17 protein-coding genes are annotated in these 22,336 nt (G+C 72.4%); 6 read left to right on the plus strand and 11 right to left on the minus strand.

Annotated features, from left to right (window positions below; translation table 11 throughout):
- The first annotated feature begins 6 nt into the window (after positions 1 to 6).
- Entirely contained in the window at positions 7 to 357 is a 351-nt protein-coding gene (locus ABEB12_RS26475; RefSeq protein ID WP_185062472.1) for an EthD domain-containing protein, read from the plus strand.
- A gap of 19 nt (positions 358 to 376) precedes the next feature.
- Here the strand turns inward: ABEB12_RS26475 and ABEB12_RS26480 are convergent, their stop codons facing one another.
- Together ABEB12_RS26480 and ABEB12_RS26485 are read right to left on the minus strand one after the other, a co-directional pair.
- Positions 377 to 1,075, minus strand: coding sequence for a nitroreductase family protein (locus ABEB12_RS26480; RefSeq protein WP_185062473.1), 699 nt, complete (start codon positions 1,073 to 1,075; stop codon positions 377 to 379).
- Positions 1,072 to 1,581 carry a 4-hydroxylaminobenzoate lyase gene (locus ABEB12_RS26485; protein WP_185062474.1) on the minus strand — a complete coding sequence of 170 codons (510 nt, stop codon included), beginning with the start codon at positions 1,579 to 1,581 and terminating at the stop codon, positions 1,072 to 1,074. The genes ABEB12_RS26480 and ABEB12_RS26485 overlap by 4 nt, the downstream gene beginning before the upstream one ends.
- 72 nt (positions 1,582 to 1,653) lie before the next feature.
- Here ABEB12_RS26485 and ABEB12_RS26490 point away from each other — a divergent pair, with 72 nt between their 5' ends.
- Entirely contained in the window at positions 1,654 to 2,277 is a 624-nt protein-coding gene (locus ABEB12_RS26490) for a TetR family transcriptional regulator (protein WP_185062475.1), read from the plus strand.
- Positions 2,278 to 2,321: 44 nt separating this feature from the next.
- Positions 2,322 to 2,978, plus strand: coding sequence for a nitroreductase family protein (locus ABEB12_RS26495; protein WP_185062476.1), 657 nt, complete (start codon positions 2,322 to 2,324; stop codon positions 2,976 to 2,978).
- Between the two features lie 13 nt (positions 2,979 to 2,991).
- On the opposite strand, the gene ABEB12_RS26500 is transcribed toward ABEB12_RS26495, so the two are convergent.
- Positions 2,992 to 4,434: a type I glutamate--ammonia ligase gene (locus tag ABEB12_RS26500; RefSeq protein WP_185062477.1), complete on the minus strand. Its 1,443-nt coding sequence runs from the start codon at positions 4,432 to 4,434 to the stop codon at positions 2,992 to 2,994.
- A gap of 10 nt (positions 4,435 to 4,444) precedes the next feature.
- The gene (locus ABEB12_RS26505; protein ID WP_185062478.1) at positions 4,445 to 5,878 is read right to left on the minus strand and encodes a Rieske 2Fe-2S domain-containing protein; all 1,434 of its coding nucleotides are present in this window, start codon (positions 5,876 to 5,878) and stop codon (positions 4,445 to 4,447) included.
- A gap of 107 nt (positions 5,879 to 5,985) precedes the next feature.
- Here ABEB12_RS26505 and ABEB12_RS26510 point away from each other — a divergent pair, with 107 nt between their 5' ends.
- Entirely contained in the window at positions 5,986 to 6,774 is a 789-nt protein-coding gene (locus ABEB12_RS26510; protein WP_185062479.1) for an IclR family transcriptional regulator domain-containing protein, read from the plus strand.
- 1 nt (position 6,775) lies between these two features.
- On the opposite strand, the gene ABEB12_RS26515 is transcribed toward ABEB12_RS26510, so the two are convergent.
- The 5 genes from ABEB12_RS26515 to ABEB12_RS26535 all read right to left on the minus strand — a co-directional run bounded on the left by ABEB12_RS26515 (position 6,776) and on the right by ABEB12_RS26535 (position 16,880).
- Complete coding sequence (locus tag ABEB12_RS26515; protein WP_185062480.1) at positions 6,776 to 8,029, minus strand: helix-turn-helix domain-containing protein; 1,254 nt, start codon at positions 8,027 to 8,029, stop codon at positions 6,776 to 6,778.
- A gap of 85 nt (positions 8,030 to 8,114) precedes the next feature.
- Positions 8,115 to 8,306, minus strand: coding sequence for a ferredoxin (locus ABEB12_RS26520; RefSeq protein WP_185063085.1), 192 nt, complete (start codon positions 8,304 to 8,306; stop codon positions 8,115 to 8,117).
- A gap of 5 nt (positions 8,307 to 8,311) precedes the next feature.
- Positions 8,312 to 9,724 carry a fatty acid desaturase gene (locus tag ABEB12_RS26525; RefSeq protein WP_185062481.1) on the minus strand — a complete coding sequence of 471 codons (1,413 nt, stop codon included), beginning with the start codon at positions 9,722 to 9,724 and terminating at the stop codon, positions 8,312 to 8,314.
- A gap of 439 nt (positions 9,725 to 10,163) precedes the next feature.
- The gene (locus ABEB12_RS26530; protein ID WP_185062482.1) at positions 10,164 to 15,716 is read right to left on the minus strand and encodes an ATP-binding protein; all 5,553 of its coding nucleotides are present in this window, start codon (positions 15,714 to 15,716) and stop codon (positions 10,164 to 10,166) included.
- Positions 15,717 to 15,857: 141 nt separating this feature from the next.
- Entirely contained in the window at positions 15,858 to 16,880 is a 1,023-nt protein-coding gene (locus ABEB12_RS26535; protein WP_185062483.1) for a WYL domain-containing protein, read from the minus strand.
- Positions 16,881 to 16,942: 62 nt separating this feature from the next.
- Between ABEB12_RS26535 and ABEB12_RS26540 the strand changes: the two genes are divergently transcribed.
- Positions 16,943 to 19,183 carry an ATP-binding cassette domain-containing protein gene (locus ABEB12_RS26540; protein ID WP_185062484.1) on the plus strand — a complete coding sequence of 747 codons (2,241 nt, stop codon included), beginning with the start codon at positions 16,943 to 16,945 and terminating at the stop codon, positions 19,181 to 19,183.
- A gap of 31 nt (positions 19,184 to 19,214) precedes the next feature.
- Complete coding sequence (locus ABEB12_RS26545) at positions 19,215 to 20,027, plus strand: MOSC domain-containing protein (protein WP_345703161.1); 813 nt, start codon at positions 19,215 to 19,217, stop codon at positions 20,025 to 20,027.
- A 14-nt stretch (positions 20,028 to 20,041) separates the two neighbouring features.
- Here the strand turns inward: ABEB12_RS26545 and ABEB12_RS26550 are convergent, their stop codons facing one another.
- Both ABEB12_RS26550 and ABEB12_RS26555 read right to left on the minus strand, forming a co-directional pair.
- A complete protein-coding gene (locus tag ABEB12_RS26550; protein ID WP_185062485.1) occupies positions 20,042 to 21,307 on the minus strand; it encodes a cytochrome P450 in 1,266 nt (421 codons plus the stop codon).
- A complete protein-coding gene (locus ABEB12_RS26555; protein WP_345703180.1) occupies positions 21,304 to 22,308 on the minus strand; it encodes a terpene synthase family protein in 1,005 nt (334 codons plus the stop codon). The genes ABEB12_RS26550 and ABEB12_RS26555 overlap by 4 nt, the downstream gene beginning before the upstream one ends.
- Positions 22,309 to 22,336 lie beyond the last annotated feature (28 nt).

The raw sequence follows: 22,336 nt of genomic DNA on the forward strand, positions 1-22,336 counted from the left end.
GCACCGATGTTCACCGTGTTCGGCTACCTGAACAAGCGCGACGACGTCAGCACCCAGGACTTCATCGACCACTACGAGAACCGGCACGTACCGCTGATCCTGAGCCTCGCGCCGGCCCCGCCCACCTACAAGCGCCACTACCTGAAGCACGCCGACGAGCTCAACTTCCAGCCCGCCTCGCTCGACTTCGACGCCATCACCGAGCTCGGCTTCCCCGACCGGACCGCGTTCCTGGCCTGGATCACCGCCGTCACCACGGGCGACGCCGGCGAGCGGGTGGCGAAGGACGAGGCCCGCTTCCTGGACCGCTCGCGCACCCGCTCCTGCGTGATCGAGGACCGCGTCACCAGCGGCTGAAAGCCCCCGTGCCCAGCGGTCAGGTCAGCGCGCCCACCTCGGAGCCGTAGAAGCTGGCGAAGGACGAGACCGGCTCGCGGGCGGTGCGGTGGGCACCGAGGCGGTGGCCGTCGTCGGCGAGTCCGAGCGCGACGCCGCACACGATCACCTGGTCGTCCGGCACCGACACGTGCCGGCGCAGCACCGGGTGGAAGTCGATCAGGGAGGCCTGGGCGCAGGTGTGCAGCCCGGCCCCGCGCGCGGCCAGCATCAGCGCCTGCAGGAACAGGCCGGCGTCGACCAGGGCGCCGAGCAGCGGCTTCCGGCTGACCGTGAGGATCATCCCCACCGGTGCGCCGAAGAAGTCGTAGTTGCGCCGGTGGTGCTCGAGCCGCCGCGCGCTGTCCCCGGCCGGGATGCCCAGGGCGTCCCGGTACAGCCCCTCTCCGAACCCGCGACGGCGCGAGCGGAACGGCTCCGGCCACCGGTCCGTGCACGGCTGGTAGTCGAACTCGCCGGCCTCCCGCCGGCCCGCGTCGTGCGCACGTAGCAGGTCCTCGGCCAGCGCCCGCTTCGCGGCACCGGTCAGCACGTGCACCTGCCACGGCTGGCAGTTGGAGTTGCTGGCCGAGCGGGCGGCCAGCGCGAGCAGCCGCTCCACCTCGGCCCTCGGCACCGGCGTCGGCAGGAAGGCGCGGCAGCTGCGCCGGGTGAGCAGCGCATCCTCGACGGTGGTCACTCGGCCGGCGGCGTGATGTCGTAGGAGATCCGGCCGGCGGGCAGGTAGAACAGCGCGATCAGCGCGCCGCCCTTCACCTCCGGGTAGTGGTGACTGCCGGGACCCGGGGCCGTCCAGCCCGGCCCACACCAGCCGCGCGGCCCCATCAGCCGGGCGCCCGGGTCCACCGGTACGACCAGGTTGAGCTCGCCGTAGGGGTGCTGGTGGTACTGCCCCCGGTACGGCTCGATGCTGTCCATGTAGACGGCGGTGATGCTGAAGTAGTTCAGCGCGTCGCTCGGCTCGGCGATGCGGCTGCGCCGGTACCGGCGGCCGTCCACCTCGATGTTCGCCGCCCAGCCGTCGCGCACGCCGTCCGCGATCATGCGCGCCAGGTCGTCGTACAGCGCGGAACCGGGACCGTGGGTGTCGTTCAGCCAGGTCTCCAGCTTTCCGCCGGCGGTCCGGTTCTTCACCTCGCCGAGGAAGGGAATGCTGCGATCGATCAACTCCTGGGCCGTGGTCATGCGTCGACGCTAATCCGGACTTACATTACAGTCAAGTCTTGTAACGTAACTGGTTCGATAGGATCCGCCGGTATGGCCCGAGCACGCGAAGCGACACCCGAGCAGGCGGACGGCCCGCGCCCGGGCGGCCGCCCCCGGGACGCCGCGCTGGACGAGGCGATCATCCTGGCCACCCGCGACCGCCTGGTCCGGGACGGCTACTCGCGCATGACCATCGGCGACATCGCGTCCGACGCCGGGGTCAGCCGCCCCACGCTGTACCGCCGGTGGAGCACGAAGCTCGAGCTGGTCGTCGACGCGCTGGACTACGGGTTCCGCAAGCAGCGGGACATGTACGCGGTCGACCTGAGCCGGCTGGAACCGAGGGAAGCGCTGGTCGAGGCGGTCCGCCGGCTGGACCCCGCGTACTTCAACCCGGATGCGATGGTGCTGATGGGCAACTTCGCCGGCGAGGCGATCCGCACCCCGGAGCTGCTCGAGGTCCTGCGCCGGCACGCGGTCGAGCCGCGCACCGCGCTGATGGAGAACGTGCTCGCCGAGCTGCAGGAACGCGGCGCCGTGCGCGAGGGGATCGACCGGCGCACCATCGCCGCCATGTGCTTCGGCGGCTACTTCTCCGCGTTCTACCGCGGCGAGAGCCGGGCGGACATCCCGGAGGCGGTCGTCGCCGTGCTGTGGCCGGCGATCGCCCGCTGAGGGCCACCTGTTGCGTTTCAACTAGTCGCTGTAACGTAATTGCAATGGACGTCCACGAGGCGCTTTACACCACGCGAATGATGCGCCGGATGCGCGCCGACCCGATCCCGCCGGAGATCCAGGCCCGGATCCTGGACGCCGCGATCCGGGCGCCCAACGGCGGGAACACCCAGCGCTGGCACTTCCTCGCGGTGGACGACCCGGACACCAAGACCGAGCTGGCCGCCATCTACCGCCGCTGCCGGGACCGCGAGTACGCCGACTTCGACACCGGCAAGCTGGCCACCGCACTGCACGACCCGGAGGCGCACGCCGAGACGATGCGCCTGATCAAGGTCTCCGCCGACCACTTCACCGAGCACTTCGCGGAGATCCCGCTGCTGCTGTTCGTCTTCGCGATCGACGACCACGGTGGCGCGAACATCTATCCCGCCATCTGGAGCGCGCTGCTCGCCGCGCGCGCCGAAGGCATCGGCGGCGTGCTCACCACCGCGCTGCGCTACGAGGCGGACCGGGTGCTGGAACTGCTCGGGGTACCGACCGGGCAGGGCTGGGAGATGACCGCGATGCTCGCCCTCGGCTATCCGCTGGGCCGGTGGGGCGTGGCCGCGAACCGCCGCCCCGTGCACGAGGTGAGCAGCCGCAACCGGTGGGGCCGCGACTTCGGCATCACCGTTCCCGCTCCCCTCTGGCCTGGCTGATCCACGGCGGGTGTCAGAACAGGTCGAAGTACTCGCGCTGTTCCCAGTCGGTGACGGTCCGCTCGAACCGGGCGATCTCCGCGCGCTTGATCGCCACGTAGTACGCGACGAACCGCTCCCCCAGCGCCCGGGCCAGGCCGGCGTCGGCGGCCAGCGCGTCCACCGCCTCGCTCAGGTTGGCCGGCAGCCGGGGCGCGGCGGCGGTGTACGGGTCGTCCACCGAGGGCGGCAGCTCCAGCTCCTCGTCCAGCCCGATCAGGCCGGAGTGCAGCTGGGCGGCCATGTACAGGTACGGGTTGGCCGCCGACTCGCCCACCCGGTTCTCCACGTGGGTGCTGCCGTCCTCGGCCGCCCCGACCAGCCGGATCATCGCGCCCCGGTTGTCCCGTCCCCAGCCGACCCGGTCGGGGGCCATCGAGTACGACTGGAACCGCTTGTACCCGTTGACCGTCGGGTTGGCGAACACGCACGCCCCCCGCGCGTGCGCGAGCTGGCCGGCGACGAACCGCCGGCCGGCCGGGGACAGCGGCCCCTCCCCGTCGCCCGGCACGAACACGTTGCCTCCGCCGCCCGCGCCGATGCTGAGCAGGCTCTGGTGCAGGTGCCAGCCGCTGGCCTTGCTGTCCGGGATGCCCGGCCGGCACATGAAGGTGGCGTGGTAGCCGTGCCGCCGGGCCAGCTGCTTGATCGCGCTGCGCAGCAGCACCATGGCGTCGGCGGAGGCCAGCCCGACCGCCGGGTCCAGGGTGAGCTCGAGCTGGTTGGCGCCGTACTCCGTCTCGATGCTGCGCGGCCCGATGCCCATCCGGTCCAGCGCCTCGCGGAACCGCCGGGTCACCGGCTCCATCTCGTCGGCGCGGTCCTCGGAGAGCAGCTGGTTGCCCTGGTTGATCGGCTCCACCGGTGTCGGGTGGGTGCAGCGGCCGATGCCGTCCGCGTTCGGCAGGTGCTCGGCCCGGCGGTAGAGGTGGAACTCGATCTCCAGGCCGGTCAGGTAGTCGTAGCCGGCGGTGGCCGCCCGGTCCAGCGCGGCCCGGAACACGCCCCGGCTGCAGAACGGCACCGGTTCGCCGTTCTGGAACCGCAGGTCGCAGAGCACCCGGGCGGTGCCGTCGGCCCACGGCAGCGGGTGGAAGGTGGTCGGGTCCGGCACCATCACCACGTCCGCCGCCCCGGCCATCTCGGCCACGCCGAGACCGCCGTCCGCGTTGAACGCGGCGAACACGGTGGTCCCCGAGGTGTCCTTGGAGAGCAGGGTGGACACGCAGGTCAGCCCGCTCCGGAACGCGGCGGCCAGTCCGCCGGTCGGGATGGTCTTGCCGCGCAGCAGCCCGTGCTGGTCCACGAACGACACCCGCACGGACCGGAGGCCGTCCTCCTCCACCCGGGCGAGCACGGCGCGCGCGGCGTCGCGCTGCCGCTCGGTCCACAGGTCGAACTTCTCGATGAAGCCCATGCCGCTCGCCTCAACTTTCCGAGCTGGCGTAGGCGTCGGTCGACTCGGACCGGTCGGGTTCGACATCCGACCCCGGCACGCCGGCCGGTCCCGTGGCCAGGGCCGCGCGCAGCCCGGACGCCCATGGGCTGGCCTTGCGCAGGTCGGCGACGGAACTCGCCCAGTACCGCTCCCATTCACCGGTCGGGCCGATCCCGTCCAGCGGGATGGGACCCCGGCTCTCCACGTCGGCGGTGTCCCGCAGCAGCTCGTCGGGGCTGCCGCCCTCGGCGACGGTGTCGATGGCCCGCAGCGCCATCCGCCGGTAGGTGACGATCGCCCGGTCGGAACGGCTGAGCTTCTCCCGGGTCCGGTCGTAGATGTAGCCCTGGCCCTCCACGGCCATCTGGTCGTGCACGTTGATGTCCGGCCCGAGCCCGGTGTAGGTCTGCGTGCGCTGCTCGTGCGGGTCGAACCGGTAGTTGTTGGCCCGGTTCCGGACGGGCTTGTAGTCCGGCAGGGTGATGCCGTCCAACCGCTGCGCCCGCATGGTCGCCCGGTCGACCGGCTCGTCCAGGCTGGTGAACATCGCGTACCAGTAGCAGGACAGGTCGTCGATCGGCACGTGCCACTGGGTGATCGCCATCGTCGCGCTGAGCGGGATGGTGATGCCGTGCGGGAACACCTGGTGGGTGATCCGGACGTGGGTGGACGAGCCGTCCATCCCGTCCTTGTCCAGCCGGCGCAGCGCCACGATCCGCTGGCCGTACTCGGTGCGCGCGTTGAGGATCTCCGGCCGGCCGTACTCCCGGAGGATCTTGGTCATCGGCAGGTCGGTGCCCAGGGAGGCGTTGCGGAACTGCTTGCCGTAGCTGTCCCCGGTGTCCTCGTCCCGCTCGAACCGGTGCAGGTAGGAGGCGTGCGCCGGGTCGATGCCGACCTCCAGGGCCTGCAACCAGTTGCAGTCCAGGTAGCCCTTGAACGCGAAGGTGTACTCCTCCGGCGCGGCGAAGCAGTCCAGCGAGGGCAGCTCCGGCGGCGCCACGCCCTCGCCGAGGTCACCGAGGAAGCCCCAGACGATCCCGTTGCGCTCGCGCACCGGGTAGGAGCGGATCCGCACCTTCGACCGGAGCCTGCTGTCCTCCGGCTCCGCCGGGGTGTCCAGGCAGTCGCCACCTGGGCCGTACAGCCAGCCGTGGAAGTAGCACCGCAGCCCGCCGTCCTCCAGCCGGCCGAGCGCGAGGTCGGCGCCCCGGTGCGCGCAGCGGCGGTCGACCAGGCCGAGCGTGCCGTCCTCGTTGCGGAACAGCACCAGGTCCTCGCCGAGCACCCGCGGCGGCACCACTGGCCGGTCGGTGTCCAGCTCCTCGGCCAGCGCCACCGGCTGCCAGTACCGGCGCATCCACGCGCCGCCCGGAGTGCCCGGGCCGGTCTCGGTGATCTTCCGGTTGTCCTCCGCGCGCATGGCCGACTTCTCCTCTGTTCGATTAACGAACTTGCCGTGCCTATGTGAGCACTCTAGCCTTGCTGCTACATTTCGCACAAAGTGTTCGTTAATCGGACGGAGGCGCGGTGGCCAAGCTCAACGAGCGGGACGAGGCCCGGCGGGCAGCCCGCGAGGTGGCGGGCACCAACCCGGCCGACTACTCGGAGGCCCTGGAACGCGGGCTGCTCGTCCTCACCGCCTTCGAGCACACCCAGGAGCGTCTCACCCAGGCCCAGCTGGCCCGGAAGCTGGAGCTGCCGAGGGCGACCGTGCGCCGGGCCCTGCTCACCCTGGCCCACCTCGGCTACGTGGTGCCGGACGACAAGGCATACCGGCTGGCCCCCAAGGTGCTCACCCTGGCGTCGGCCTACCTGACCACGAACCCGGTCAGCCAGGTGCTGCAGCCGGTGTGCGACGGCCTGGCCGAGGAGCTGCAGGCCTCCTGCACCGCCGCCGTGCTGGACGGCGCTTCGGCGGTGATGGTCGCGCGGGCGCTGCCCCGGCACATCCTGCCCATCGGCCAGGGCCTCGGGTTCCAGGTGCCCGCCGCGCGGTCCGCGCTGGGCCTGGTGCTGCTGAGCGGCCTGGACGCGGAACGGCTGCGCGGGCACCTGGCCGGCCACGCCGAACTGCGGGAAGCCGGCCTACCGGAGAAGATCGCCGAGGTGGCGGCGTCGGGCCACGCCTACGTGGCGCACGAGGTGGAGGCCGGCTTCCACTCCGTCGCGGTCCCGCTGCGCCGCTGGGACGGCACCCCGATCGCGGCGCTCAACGCGGGCACCCGGGTGGAGCGAATGACCGAGCGGGACATGCGGGAACGGGTGCTCCCGGTGCTCCGCGAGACCGCCGACAAGCTCCAGCCCCAGCTGGTCTGAGCTACTCGGCGTCCCTCGGGCGGCGCAGGACGGTGCGGCCGAGCAGGCGGCAGGCCAGCAGCGCCACCTCCACCTCCAGCCGGCCCTCCTGCAGCGACCGGCCCCGGGCCTCCTCGGCCTTGCGAATCCGGTACTGGATGGTGTTCTTGTGCAGGTGAAGCTCGGCGGCGGCGGTGGCCAGGCTGCCCCCGCTGGACAGGTAGGCCCAGAGCGTCTCCCGGGTGCGAGCGTGGGCCTCGTCGTCCTCGGCCAGCTCGCCCAGCACCGACTGCACCCACTCCGCCGCCGACTCGGGTGCCAAGGCCAGCAGGGTGAGCGGCCCGAGCACCGACCCGGCGGTGACCTGGAGGCGGTGCTCCGGGTCGGCGGCCAGGGCGATGGTCTGCGCCTGCCGGGCGCGCTGGTGGCTGAGCCGGAACCCGGCCAGGCCCGGCGCGGGGTCGCCGACCGCCGCGAACACCTCGGGCACCGGCGCCAGCACCTCGGTGATGGCCGGCACCGACGGCGCGGACGTGGGGAACCAGGCCCAGAGCGTGGCCGCGTCCGGCGCGACCATCAGCGCCGGCCTCGGGTTCCCGATCGCGGCGGCCACCCTGGGCACCAGCCGTTCCAGGGTGTTCAGCCGGTGCGACTCGTCCACGTCCGGGCCGCACCAGAACACCACCGCGAGGTGGTGCCCGTCCAAGCCGTAGCCCAGCGCCGGCTCGGAGTCGCCGGCATCCGGTGCCCGCGAGGCCAGCAGGGCGTTGATCCGGGCCAGGCGGACCGCGTTGCGCTGCCGCATCCAGTCGTCCCGCTCGGCCTGGTAGGCCGCGACGACCTGTTCCGAGATCAGGTCGACGATGTTGAACGCCACGGCGGTCAGCGCCATGGCGGCCGACGCGATCTCCCCGGCGTCGGCCCGGCTGGCCACCACCCTGGTGATCAGCTCCTGCTGGAAGGCGGCCTGGCCCAGCCGGTAGGCGCGCAGCATGGCGGTGATCGGGAAGTTCTGCTGGGCCAGCCGGCGGGCCATCTCCAGCCCGGCCTGGGGCGGCGCCACCTCGGTGGCCGGCTCCCCCCGGCTGACCACGGTGAGCCCGGCGGCGATGGTGTCCCGCACGGTGCTGGCCAGCAGCTCCCGGCCCCTGGGGTCCCTGGCCAGGTCGGGGAGCGCGCTGACGATCTCCTCCAGTACGTGCGCGACCAGCGCATCGACGTCGCCGAGCAGCTCCTCGGCAACCCGGGACAGCTTGACCGACACTGACCTCGCCACGGCGCGGACTGTATCCCGTATCGGAGCACAACAAAGGCCGCCCGGTTTCCGTGTTCGGAGAAACCGGGCGGCCTTTTCGGCGGGGTCAGCCCCGCAAACGGAGGGCGGCGACCGGGCAGGCCTGCACAGCGGCGTCGACCAGGTCGCGGTGTTCGTCGGTGGGGAACTCCTCGAGGACCTGGACCAGGCCGTCCTCACCGACCTCGAAGAACTCGTGGGCCATGGCCTCGCACATGCCCAGGCCCTCACAGGTGCGCCTGTCCGCGATGATCTCCATGGTCGTCACACCGCCTCGTGGGTCAGCGGGACGAAGTCGACCTTCTCCCGGACCCCGCAGTCGGGGCAGGTCCAGTCGCTCGGGATGTCCGACCAGGCGGTGCCGGCGGCGAAGCCCTCCAGCTCGTTACCCTCGGCCACCCGGTAGGTGTAGCCGCAGCCGGGGCAGCGGGCGCCGGGGGCGTCGTCCCCCGCGGTCCGGGCCGAGGTGTCCGTGCGCTCGGTCTCGGTGTCACTCACCGGCACGGGGTACCTGGCCAGCAGCCGCTCCCGCTTCGACGGCGCCACGTTGGCCAGCCGCAGGTCGCCGCCGTAGTGGGCCACCACCCGGGGATCCATCAGCCGGCGGAACAGCGGCGGGAACATCGCCATCACCATCATCCCGCTGTAGCCGGTGGGCAGCACCGGGCTCTCCGGGAAGTCGCGCAGGGTCTGGAACCGGCGGGTGGGGTTGGCGTGGTGGTCACTGTGCCGCTGCAGGTGGTAGAGCAGCACGTTGGTGGCGATGTTGTTGGAGTTCCACGAGTGCTCCGGGGTGACCCGCTCGTAGCGCCGGCGGTCGGGAGCGCCGACCTTCTGCCGCAGCATGCCGTAGTGCTCCATGTAGTTCACGATCTCCAGCAGGGAGAAGCCGAACACCGCCTGCAGCACCAGGTAGGGCAGGATCCCCCAGCCCAGCCAGGCCAGCAGCCCGCCCCACAGCACCACCGACATGACCCAGGCGTTCAGCACGTCGTTGCCCGGGCGGAACGGGTGCTGCTTGCGCCGGCCGATCCGCTTGGCCTCCAGGTGCCAGGCGCTGCGCAGCGAGCCGGCCACGGTGCGCGGCCAGAACCGGTAGAAGCTCTCCCCCATCCGGCTGGACGCCGGGTCCTCCGGGGTGGCCACCCGCACATGGTGGCCCCGGTTGTGCTCGATGTAGAAGTGCCCGTAGAAACACGGCGCCAGCGCGATCTTGGCCAGCCAGCGTTCCGCGTCCTCCCGCTTGTGCCCGAGCTCGTGTGCGGTGTTGATGGCCACGCCGGACACCGTGCCGGCAGTGATCGCCAGGCCGATGCCGCCCAGGATGCCGGTGTCCTGGGTGGCGATGAACCACATCGACGCGACGAACCCGGCGTACTGGACCGGCAGGTAGGCGTAGGTGACCCAGCGGTAGTAGCGGTCCTCCTCCAGCGCCTCCATGACCTCGTCCGGCGGGTTGGTCGGGTCGAACCCGGCGACCAGGTCGATCAGCGGGACGATCACCAGCAGCACCACCGGGCCGAGCCACAGCGTCGCCTCCAGGCCGGTGAGCCGGTACAGCCCCATGGCCACGAACGGCAGCAGCGGGACCACCAGCCCGAGGATCCACAGGTACCGTTTGCCGTCCCGCCAGGTGTCCTGGCCGTTCACCGGCGCCGACAGTGCGTAGGTCTTCATGGCGATCCTCCTCGACCGCTGCGGTTCCACTCTTGACGAGTACCTACGCTACGAATCCGCCGCGTCCGCCCCATCGGGCTTCGAACCGAATCCGCCCGCCCCGTTTGTGCTCACCCCACAACGCGCCCCCCTCTTGCTCTGCGTGCTTGCTCTGCGTGGAGATACGCAACATTGAGGAGCCTGATCGCGCGGGGGCAGGCGGCGTTCGCCACCGCGGGCGGCGTCTGGCGACACGATGCGGGTTACCAGCCGGATCTGTCACGTTGCGTGACTGGCAGGCCCTGGACTCGAGCAAGGTTCGCTCGCGAGATCGACCTGAATCTGGTTTGATTTCGGCGAAACCAGACTGGTGTCGACCTCGCCGTATCTCGGTCCGAGAACCGTGTTACCACGGATCCTTCGATGTCACGGTGCGTGTGCGAGGTGCCCGCAACGGCTGTCAGTGATCGCTGTTTATGGCCTGGATGATGCGGGGGCGCAGCTCGGCGGCGCTGATCACGGCGTCCACCGAGCCGACCTCGACCGCCCGGTGCGCGCTGTGCACCCGGTCGAACTCGGTCGCCACGTCGGCCAGTTTCTCCGAGCGCACCGAGGCCCGCACCTCGGCCAGCCGTGCGCCCAGCTCGGCCCGTTCCGCGCCGGCGGCGGCCTCGGCGAGGCGCGCGTCCAGCTCCACCACCCGGGGGTCGGTCGCGGTGCGCCGGTTCACCTCGGCGCTGAACACCACGGCCGCGGCGGGCGCGCCGCCGATCACCGAGGCGAACGAGCCCTCCACGGCGAGCACGGTCATGCCCGGGTTCAGCGCCTTGGAGAACACCACGAACGCGCCGCCGTGGTACCGGGAGATCACGCAGAACGCGATCGGCCCCCGGAAGTTGACCACCGCCCGGCCGATCTCCGCGCCGTACTCCAGCTGCAGCTTGCGCATCGACTCCGGCGACCCGTCGAAGCCGGACAGGTTGGCCAGCACGACCAGCGGGCGGTTGCCGCTGGCCGCGTTGATCGCCCTGGCCACCTTCTTCGAGGAGCGCGGGAACAGCGTGCCCGCCGTATAGGTGTCCGGCCCGTCGGTGGGCGGGAAGCCCCGCCGCTGCACCGCCTTGGACTCGATCCCGATCAGGCAGACCGGCCGGCCGCCGAGGTGCGCGTCCTGCACCACGGAGGTGTCCGCGTCCGCCATGCCGGCCCACCGTTCCAGCACCGGGTGGTCCTGGTCGGACACCGCGCGCATCACGGTGCGGATGTCGAACGCCTTCTTCCGGTCCGGGTTGGCGGTCGCGGAGAAGATCTCGCCGACGGTGCCGAAGTCGCTGCCGGCCAGCACGTGCGGGTAGCTCGAGACGTCCCGGTCGTGCGGGTCGGTGGTTGCGGCCGGCCGGGGACCCGCCTCGCCCGGTGCCACGTAGGTGTGGTCGTAGTGGGCCATCAGCACGTCGCGGGCGCCGGCCAGGGTGGGCGCCCAGTACTGGGCCTGGCCGTTCGGCCCCATCACCCGGTCGTAGCCGCCGATGCCGAAGTTGTCCTCGGCCGAGACGCTGCCGGAAAAATCCAGCGTGTCCTTGCCGGTGAGCACCATCGCCGAGTCCGGCGTCATCACCAGGATGCCCTTGGTGTGCATGAGCATCGTGGCCTCGGCGTTCCAGTACGGCTGGGCGCCCACGTTGATCCCGGCCACCACGATGTTGATCTCGCCGCCGTCCTGGGTGAAGGTGACGATGCGCTTGAGCGCGGCGGCCACCCAGTCCATGTTCTCCGTGCCGGACTCCATGGAGATCCGCGCGCCGGCGGAGAGCGCGTACCACTCCACCGGCACGCCCATCCGCTCGGCCAGGTCCAGCGCGGCAATCACCCGCGAGCACTCCGGCTCGGACAGCGCCCCCAGCGACTTGGTCGGGTCGCCGAGCAGTACCACCCGGGACATCCCCTCCGGGTGCCGCGCGGTGGGCGTGCTGATCACGCCGGCCACCAGCGCGGCGGTGTTCTGACCGCGCGGCCGGTCCACCGGGACCAGGTTCCCCTCGTCGTCCATGTCGTGCTCGACGAAGCGGCCCGTGTCACCGGTGAGCATCCCGGTCAGCTCGTACGGGTAGACGGCGCCCCGCCGGCTGGCCCGCAGCACGTTGCGCTGGTAGTCGTCCAGCGGCTCGATCAGCCCGCTGGGCCGCTCGCCGATCTCCAGGCGGACCCCGGACTTCACGTCGTAGTCCATGCTCACCGCGATGTCCCGCAGCTCACGGCTCTCCCGGTCCCGCTGCCGGGCCAGGAAGACGACCTCCTCCAGCCCGGCGCCGGCCATGGTGGGCGAGACCCGCGCCACGATCGTGCGCAGCTCCTCGCCGCTCACCTCGCTCGGCGGCCAGACGTAAGCCAGCACCCGGTTGGTGTCCGGCCGGCGGTTGGCCGGGCGGCTGGAGCGCACCTTGCGGATCGCGTCCAGGCAGGCCGCCAGGGTGTCCTCGGCGGCCGGCAGCGCGACCAGCCGGCCCTCGCTGTCCCGCAGCGGGGTGAGGTCGCGCACCTGGGCCATCGCCACCAGCCGCTCGTCGGACGGGTTCTCCGGCGCCACGCAGCTGAACAGGTACACCTCCTCGTCCGTCGAGGGCAGCCGGGTGAGGTCGAAGTTGCGCCACCGTTCCAGCTGCATGCGCTGGGCGATCAGCGGGTGCAGGCCGCGGATCAGGCGCTCCTCGGTGATGCCGGTGGAGGACGGCCGGAAGGTGAAGTGGTGGTGCATCGCCGCGCCGTCGCCGCCGGCCACCGTGGTGGTGACCCGGCGGACCTGCCCGGGCAGCGGCCGCGTGGCCAGCACCTTGCGCAGCGCCGCCGCCATCACGTCCGGATCGTCCGGCTGGTCCGCCCAGGTGAGGTAGATGTCCACGACCACGTCGTCGCTGGGCGCGAGCTCGTCGATGGCCCGCACCGCCTCCGGCAGCGCCGGGAAGTCCACCGCCGTGGTCAGCACGGTGGACCGGCCGGCCTGGTCATTGTGCTCGGCGACGACGAAGCAGCAGCCGGCGACATCGGTGGCGTGCAGGTCACGCAGGGACTTGTTGCCGTAGTAGCGGCGGGTCAGCACCTCCAGCATCGGCGCCAGCCCGGCACCCCGGCGGCCGATTCGCTGCCCGAGCAGCCGCACCAGCGGCTCCGAGCTGGCCACCATGGCGGCGATCCGGTCCGCCCGGTCCGGTGCGCCCGGGTTGGCGTCCAGGTAACGCAGGTCCGCGCGGACGCCGGCGTAGACCCGGGCCCGGTTGCGGCGCAGGATCGGCTGGGCGAACCAGCGGAACACCACCGAACGGGCCAGGTCGGCCACGGCGGGGTCGCGCAGCTGGGTGGCCGCGATCAGGTGCTCCAGGGTGAGGCCGGCGGTCTCGCGCAGCGGCTCGGGCGGTTGCGGCTCGGTCAGCCACTGGCGCAGCAGGGTAGTCACCACCGGGGTGTCGCCGGCTCCCCGGCGCTGGGCCAGGAAGATCCGGAAGACCGCGTCCTCCAGTTCCGGCGTGCGCTCCAGGTCGGTCACCCCGTAGTGCTCCAGCACCTTGCCCAGCCGGCGCTGGAAGCTCTCGGGCAGCCCGGCCCGTTCCACGTCCAGGCTCTGCAGGTAGGTGTGGAAGTACTCGCGCGGGCTGTGCACCCGGGTGTCCGCCTTGACGTCCGCGCTGATGTGCCGGTTGCGGGTCAGCTCGGAAAGGTCGGCGAACGCCTCCAGCAGCTCGATCTCCCCGGCCAGCGGCCGCTCGTTCTCCCGCGCCAGGTCGGCCCGCGCGGCGGCGTAGGCGGCCAGTGCCCTGCGCCCGTTGCCCGGGCCGGCGTCGAAGCCCAGCACCAGGCCGCGCAGGTCCTCCAGGCCGGCGGCGACCCGCCCCGCGGCGGAGAGGCCGGTGGTCTCGGCCGGCAGGTCGATCTCCACCTGGTCGCCCGGGTCCGGACCGGCGCCCTCGGCATCACCGTCGCCGTCGCCGAGCGGCTCCAGCCGCAGCAGCGGCGCCCCGGTCTCCACCTGGCTGCCCACCGTCACCGGGCACTCTCGCAACCGCGCGCGGAACGGCGCGCGCAGCACCGTCTCCATCTTCATCGACTCCAGCACCAGCACCGGAGCGCCGGCCTCCACCTCGGCGCCCACCTTCAGCGGCGTGGCCACCACCAGTGCCGGCGCGGGCGCTCGCACCACGCCGCCCTCGTCGTGGCTGATCCGGTGCGCGACGCCGTCCACCTCGACCAGGTGGGTCGGCCCGTGCGCGTTGGTGACCAGCCGGAACCGGGTGCCGTTGACCGTGATCTGGCCGGTCTGCCGGTCGAACCGCTCGAGCTGGACGTCCGCCGAGCGGGAGTTGCCGTTGCTGCCCGCCGCGATGGCCACCCGGAACCGGGACTGTGTCCCCGCCGGGCGCCCAACTGGCCGCCCGGCCCCTGCCGGCTGCGCCGGCGGGCCGACCCGGCCGACGTGCACCCGGTAGCCGACCCCGCGCAGCTTCAGCTCCACCGGCCGGTCGGTGTCCAACTGCACCTGGGGGCGGCCGCCGTGCGCGGTGGCCAGCAGCCGCTGCTTGGCCACCTCCTCCGCGTCCTCGTAGGCCTCGACCGCGGCGGCCGCCAGCGCCACGGCGGCGCCCCGCCGGGACTCCAGCCGGCCCTCGCCCCGCACCCGGTCGATCCAGCCGGTGTCCGCGCTGGCGTCGATCACCTCGGGCTGGTCCAGCAGGTCCAGCACGAAGCTCTTGTTGGTGGCGCCGCCGGCGATGATCACCGTGGTCTCCGCCATCGCGCGGCGGAGCCGGCCCAGCGCCTCGTCCCGGTCCCGGCCGTGCGCGATGATCTTGGCGATCATCGAGTCGAAGTCGGCCGGGATGGTGTCGCCCTCGCTGACCCCGGTGTCCACCCGGATCCCGGGGCCGGCGGGCAGGCTCAGCCGGACGATGCGGCCCGGCGAAGGGGCGAAGTCGCGGTCCGGGTCCTCGGCGTTCAGCCGGGCCTCGATGGCGTGCCCGATCTCGGCCGGCGGGCGGCCGGTCAGCTTCTCCCCCGCCGCGACCCGCAGCTGGGCCTTCACCAGGTCGATCCCGGTGGTGAGCTCGGTGATCGGGTGCTCGACCTGCAGGCGGGTGTTCACCTCGAGGAAGGCGAACCGGCGCTCGCCGGGGTGGTAGAGGAACTCCACCGTGCCCGCGCCCCGGTAGCCGACCGCCAGGGCCAGCCGTTCGGCCGACGCCTTGAGCTCGGTGCTCTGCTCGGCGCTGAGCACCGGCGAAGCGGACTCCTCGATCACCTTCTGGTTGCGCCGCTGCACCGAGCAGTCCCGCACGCCCAGCGCCCACGCCGTGCCCTGGCCGTCGGCAATCACCTGCACCTCGACGTGCCTCGCCCCGGTGACCAGGCGCTCCAGGAAAACCACGCCGCTGCCGAAGGCCCGCTCGGCCTCCATCCGGGTGCGGTCGTAGGCGTCGGTCAGCTCGGCCTCGTTGGTGATCACGCGGATGCCCCGGCCGCCGCCGCCCGCCGTGGCCTTGAGCATCAGTGGGTAGCCGATCTCGCCGGCCACCCGGGCCGCCGCCTCCAGGTCGTCGACCGCGCCCCGGCTCCACGGGGCGACCGGTACGCCGACCTCCTCGGCGATCAGCTTGGAACCGATCTTGTCGCCCAGCTTGCGCATCGCCTCGGGGGTCGGGCCGACGAACGTCACGCCGACCCGTTCACACAGCTCGGCGAAGGCCGGGTCCTCCGCGACGAACCCCCAGCCCACCCAGGCCGCGTCCGCGCCCGACTCGCGCAGCGCGCGCTCCAGCACCGCGTGGTCCAGGTACGGCCGCGCGGACGCCGGGCCGAGGTAGTGGCTCAGGTCGGCCTCGCGCACGAACGTGGCCGACCGGTCGGCGTCGGTGAAGAACGCGACGGTCTCGATCCGCGTACCGGTCTCGGCGGCGAGCTCCCGAACGGCGTGGATGAGCCGCATCGCGGCCTCTCCGCGGTTGACGATGGCGACACGACTGAACACCGAGCGAGCCTCCTGCGCTAGCTACGTCTTGTGGACCGACCCAACAATTCCGTGTACCGGCCGGTAAGTGAAATGCCGCAACCAACCGCGCCGGGCGCCGGATCTTGTGGGAACCGGCCAAAAGATGACCCCGGTCACGCCTCACGATAGGGGCATCTCGGCCGTCGCGGTGAGAACCCGCTCGGCGAACGCGCGGCAGGACCGGATGAACTCGGGCGGCCCCACCAGGGCGAAGTCCGCGTCCAGGAAAGCCAGGTTGAGCACCAGCCACTCCCACGAGTCGAGCCACAGCACGACCCGGGTGAGCCGGTCGTCCACCGCTGTGATCTCGGCCTCCTGGTGCTTCAGCGCATCCACCACCGGGCCGACGGCCGCCCGTATCTCCAGCTCCACGCGCTGCTTGCCGAGGTTCATGCCGCGCCGCAGGTACTCGACGGCGGAGCCCGCCGGCAGCGGCCGGGGGTCGAAGCGCCGGCCGGTCCGGCGGGGCCCGGTGAGCCGGTCCACCCGGAACACCCGCCAGTCGGCGCGGTCGGTGTCCCAGGCCAGCAGGTACCAGCGCAGCATCTGGTGGATCTGCCGGTACGGCTCCACCCGCCGCCGGCTGGACTTCCCGCGCGCGTCGGCGTAGTCGAAAGTCACGACGTCCCGGGCCGCGATGGCGTCGGCCAGGGTGGCCAGGTGGTCGGTGGCGACCCGGGGAGCGGCCTGCCGGCCGGTCTCCAGGCCGGCACGGATGGCCGTCGCCCTGGGTCGCAGGCGCACCGGCAGGAACAGGTCCAGCTTGCCGTAGGCCCGGGTCGCGGCCTCGTCCAGGCCACCCTCGGCGGCCGGGCTCGCGCCTCCGTCGGGCGCCGAACTGGGCGCCCGCCCCCAGCCGGCTCCGCCGGAAGCCGCCAACGCGGCCAGCCCGAGCAGCGCGGCCAGCGCCTCGTCGTCGTCCAGCACCAGTGGCGGCATGGTGCGGCCGGCGGCCAGCCGGTAGTAGCCGCCGGGGCCGGGCTGGGTGTTCACCGGGTAGCCGTAGCCGCGCAGCCGCTCGACGTCCCGGCGCAGGGTGCGCGGGCTGACCCCGAGTCGCCCGGCCAGCTCCTCGCCGGCGAAGGCGCGCCCGGTCTGCAGGTTGGACAGCAGGTTCAACATCCGCTCGGTTACATCGGCCACACCGCCATCATGCGGCAAATCGCGGTCAGGATCCGGCCACATCTACTCATAACGTCGAGCGCATGAACCGCTGCATCACCATCCGAGGAGCCCGCACGCACAACCTGGCCGGGCTGGACCTGGACATCCCGCGCAACCAGCTGGTGGTACTGGCCGGCGTTTCCGGCTCGGGCAAGTCGTCACTGGTGTTCGACACCATCGCCGCCGAGGCGGGTCACCAGCTGAACGAGACGTTCCCCCCGTTCCTGCGCAACCGGCTGCCCCGGTGGACCCGCCCCGAGGTGGCGCACATCGGGGGCCTGTCCCCGGTGGTGGTGATCGACCAGCGCCGGATCGGCGGCAACGCCCGGTCCACGGTCGGCACGGTGACCGACGCGTGGACGTACCTGCGGCTGCTGTTCTCCCGGCTGGGCGAGCCGTTCGTCGGCGAGTCGAACCACTTCTCGTTCAACGACCCGGCCGGCATGTGCCCGCGCTGCTCCGGCCTGGGCGAGGTGGTGGTGAGCGCGGTCGACCGGTTCCTGGACCTGGACAGGTCACTGGCCGGCGGCGCGATCCGGCTGCCCGGGTTCGGCAACGGGCAGTACTGGTACGGGCAGTACGCGGACATCGGCTCGTTCGACGCGGACACCCCGCTGCGCGACTGGAGCCCCGGGGAACGGGAGGCGCTGCTGTACGGCGGGGCCGCCACCGCGGAGCTGAGGAACCGCCCGCCCAAGGGCTACGAGGGCGTGGTGCAACGCTTCGAGCGGATCTACCTGCACACCTCCGACCACCTGTCCGAGCGCAAGCAGGAGACCATCCGCCGGTTCACCCGGGCCCAGACCTGCCCCGACTGCGACGGCGAGCGGCTGAACCAGGCCGCCCGGCAGACCACGGTCGCCGGCCACACCATCGGCCGGCTGGCCCGCATGGAGATCACCGAGCTGGCCGAGGTCGTGCGCGGGATCGAGGCGCCCCGGGTGGCTCCGGTCGTCACGGCGCTCACCGACCGGCTGGAGGCGATGATCACTATCGGGCTGGGCTACCTGAGCCTCTCCCGGGCGACCACCACGCTGTCCGGCGGGGAGTCGCAGCGGATCAAGACGGTGAAACACCTCGGGTCCAGCCTCACCGAGATGCTCTACGTGGTCGACGAGCCCACCGTGGGGCTGCACCCCACCGACGTCGCCTCGGTGACCCGGCTGCTCACCCAGCTGCGCGACGCCGGGAACAGCATCCTGGTGGTGGAGCACGACCCCGACGTGATGGCGCGGGCCGACCAGGTGATCGAGATCGGCCCGGCCGCCGGTGCGGGCGGTGGCCGGCTGGTCTTCCAGGGCAGCTACGCCGAGCTGCGCCGGGCAGACACGCCCACCGGCCGGGCGCTGGCCGGGCAACGGCCGGTGAAGGACACCCCGCGCCCCGCCACCGGCCGGCTCACGGTCACCGGCGCCACCCGCAACAACCTGCGCAACCTCACCGTGGACATCCCCACCGGGGTGCTCACCGTGTTCACCGGCGTGGCCGGCTCCGGCAAGTCCAGCCTGGCCACCGAGCTGGTCGCGCAGCACGCGGCCACGGTGATCGACCAGAGGCCGGTGAGCACCAACCGCCGGTCCAGCCCGATCACCTACACCGGTATCGCGCCGGCCATCCGCAAGCTGTTCGCCCGCCACAACGGCGTGCCGGCCGCACTGTTCAGCGCGAACTCCAAGGGCGCCTGCCCGGACTGCAAGGGCCTGGGCGTGATCTACACCGACCTGGCCTTCCTGGACGGCCAGGAGACCGTGTGCGAGACCTGCCACGGCCGGCGCTTCACCCCGGAGGTACTCGGCCACACCGTCGGCGGCCTGTCCATCGCCGACATCGACGAGCTGTCGGTGGACGAGGCGATCGAGCGGCTGCCCAGCGCCGCCATCTCCGGGGCGCTGGCCCAGCTGGCCGAGGTCGGCCTGGGCTACCTGCACCTGGGCCAGCCGCTGAGCACGCTGTCCGGCGGCGAGTGCCAACGGGTCAAGATCGCCCGCCAGCTGCACACCGCCGAGGAGCCCACGACCTACCTGCTCGACGAGCCGACAACCGGCCTGCACCGAAGTGACATCGACACGCTGTTGCGGGTGCTGGACGGCCTGGTCGAGCAGGGCCACACCGTGGTCGTCATCGAGCACAACCTGGACGTCATCCGGCGCGCCGACTGGCTGCTCGACCTCGGCCCGGGCCCCGGGCGGCACGGCGGGTCACTGCTCTACCAGGGACCGGTCGCCGACTACATGCACCGGGCGACCCCGACCTCCCGCGCGCTCCGCGACGACCCTTGTTGACCCGGTCACCGTGGTTCCCGATATTGGAGCAATGACCGACATGTTGGTGCAGTCACTGCGCCGGTACCCGGTGAAGTCGATGCTCGGCGAGGCCGTGCCCAGCCTCACCGTGGACGCCCAGGGCGCCGAGGGCGACCGCCGGCTGGCCCTGGTCGACCTCGAGACCGGGCGGGTGGCCACGGCCAAGCACCCCCGGTTGTGGCGCCGCCTGCTCACCCTGTCCGCCACCGGAGCCCCCGGCCGGGTGCGCATCCGGCTGGCCGACGGTGCCGACATCGCCGCCGACGACCCGGCCGTCGACGAACGCCTGTCCGAGCTGCTCGGCCGGCCGGTGCACCTGTCCGACGAGCGGGTCGCCGGAGCGCAGGTCGAGCGGCCCGCCCCGGAGGACGTGCTGGAGCACGGCGTGACGGCGGAGGTCGAGTACGCCACCCTGGAGATCTCCCAGGGCACGCCGGGCACCACGTTCGTCGACCACTCGCCGCTGCACGGGATCACCACGGCCACCCTCGAGCACATCGGCGCCGAGGCGCTCCGGTATCGGCCGAATCTGGTGCTGGCCACCGAACCGGCGGACCGGGCGTGGCTGGAGAACTCCTGGCTGGGCCGCGAGCTGGTGATCGGCGAGGTTCGGCTGCGGGCCACGCTGCCGACTCCGAGGTGTTCGGTGCCGACCCTGGAGCACGGCGAGCTGCCCCGGGCCCCGCACGCGGTGCGGGTGCCGATGCGGGAGAACCGCGTCGACGTGCCCGGGTTCGGCCAGCTGCCGTGCGCCGGGGTCTACCTGGAGGTGTTGCGCCCGGGCACCATCCACGTCGGCCAGCCGGCGATGGTGGTGGCGTGATCGTCTCGGCGAACTCAGTGCGCTGAGGGTGCCGACTCGCGGAGGATCACCGGGAGGGAACGCAAGCGGGGGATTTCGGCGGGGACGATCCGGGGGCGGTAACCGGGCACGGGGTGGAAGCGCCAGCGCGCGGTGATGGCGGCCGTTATGGTGGCCAGGGCGGCGCGCGCGTACGACTCACCGATGCACCGGTGGACCCCCACGCTGAACGGCGTGAACGCGCCTCGGGGCAGCGAGTCGGCCGGGGCGGACAGCCACCGGTCCGGGTCGAACTCGCCCGCCCGGTCGAACACCGACGGATCCCGGTGCAGGGCATGTGGGCTGTAGGCCAGCTCCGTGCCCTCGGGCAGTCGGACGCCGGCGAGCGTCACGGGTTCGCGCAGCCGGCGGGTGAACAGCAGCGGGGCATGCAGCCTCAGCGTCTCGTCGACCACCCGCCGGGCGTAGTCCCCGCCGGGCTCCTCCCGCAGCCGCCGCTCGATCTCCGGGCGGCCGGCGATCTCGTAGAACATCCAGGTCAGGGTGCTGGCCAGGGTCTCGGTCCCGGCCATCAGCAGGGACACGACCTCGTCTCGCGCCGCCTCCTCGGACATGCCGGCGAGCAGCACGCCGAGCAGGTCGGTTCCCGGCGCGTCCCGCCGGGCGCCGATGGCCCGGTCCAGGACCGCACGCAGCCGCGCGGCGGCGGTGTCGAACCGGCGGACCGCCGGCGGCGGCAGCCGGCCGTCCAGTCGGGCGGGAACCAGCATCCGCCACAGCAGCCCGTGCACGATCACCGGAATCAGCCGGCGGACCTGATCGGCGGCCTCGGGCGAGAGCTCCCGGTCGAACAGCGCGTCGGCGGCGATGTCCAGGGTCAGCCGGTCCAGCGCGACGTCCAGCGCGACGACCTGGCCCGGCCGCCACGACTCCACCAGCGCCGACGTCCGGCGGCGCATGACCTCGGTGTACCCGGCCACGCGTTGGCGGCCGAACGCCGGCTGCACGACCCGCCGCTGCGCGCGGTGGAAGGCCCCGTCGGAGGTGGCCAGCCCATTGCCGAACACGGTGCGCGCCCGGTCGTAGATCAGCCCGCGTTCGCACCTGTCGGAGTGCTCGGTGAGCAGCTCGTGCACCAGGGCCGGCGCGGTCAGGAACACCATCGGGCGCCGCCCGAGGTCCACCCGGGCCAGGCCGCCGGCCGGCCGCAGCCGTTCCAGGAAGCGCATCGGCCGCGCCGCCAGCGCCGGCAGATGCCCCAGCACCGGAACGCGGCCGGGCGCCACCGGCGGACCGCTCAACGGCTGAGCACGTCGTCGAAGGTGCCCCGGATCCGGGGCCGGTTCAGGTCGTAGCGCGCGGTTTGGCCGATCCACACCAGGTTGGCGTGGACATACGCGCGCAAGTCCTCGACCAGCCGGGCCGCCCGCGCGGCCGCGCTCGCCGGGAGCCCCAGCCTCCGGGTGAGCTCGGGCAGGCCCCGTTCCAGCTCGAGCATCAGCCGCTGCCGGTGCCGCGCGCGCTCCAGCACCCGGGCGACGGCGGTGTCCAGGTCGCATTCCTCGCCCGCCGCGACCACCCGCACCGCGTTGCAGGTCTGCCGGTCCGCGAGGTCCTTCTCCAGGCCGTAGACGTCGTTGTGCCACGCCGTGATGTCCGCGAAGCACCACACCAGCTCGCGCAACGGCAGGCTCTCCCACAGCGGCTCGGGCACCCGCCGCTCGCCGATGATCTCCAGCACGTCCGCCTGGAAGACCATCGCGATGGTGTTGCGCCGCAGCATCAGGAAGGTCGCCGCGTCCGGCACCTCGCCGCGCGCGTGGTAGCGGTTCTGCAGCAGGATCGCCTGCAGGTAGTCCACGAAGTGCCCGGTGATCCGGCGCAGCGAAGCCTCGGCCAGGCCCTTGGTCAGGTCGGGCCAGTACTCGACGAACCCGGCGAGCACCGGGTTCGACACAGCGACCGGCCGACCGGCCACCGCCGCGCGGACGTCGTCGATCATCCGGGCCAGCCGGTGCTCCCGTTCGCCCCAGTCGTAGTTGTCGTACTGGTCATCGGCCAGCGAGCCCCAGCAGAACCACTTCAGGCCGAGCACCAGGGCATCCAGGCCGGCGTCCGGTGTGGCCAGCCCGTGGTAGGTGCCGAACTCGAACGACCGCAGGTGGGCTTCCTGCTCGGGTGTGGTGAGAAAGCCGATCCGCCAGAGCCAGGTGATCACAGCTTCCTCGGCGCGGCGGGCCTGCGGATTGGCCGGCGGCGGGTCCGGGTAGAAGCCCTCGACCAGGGCCGAGCTGTCGATCATCGGCACGATGCCCTCCGGACGCGCGGGG

This window comes from Actinospineispora eucalypti (assembly GCF_039543365.1).
GTDB classification, from domain to species: domain Bacteria; phylum Actinomycetota; class Actinomycetes; order Mycobacteriales; family Pseudonocardiaceae; genus Pseudonocardia; species Pseudonocardia eucalypti.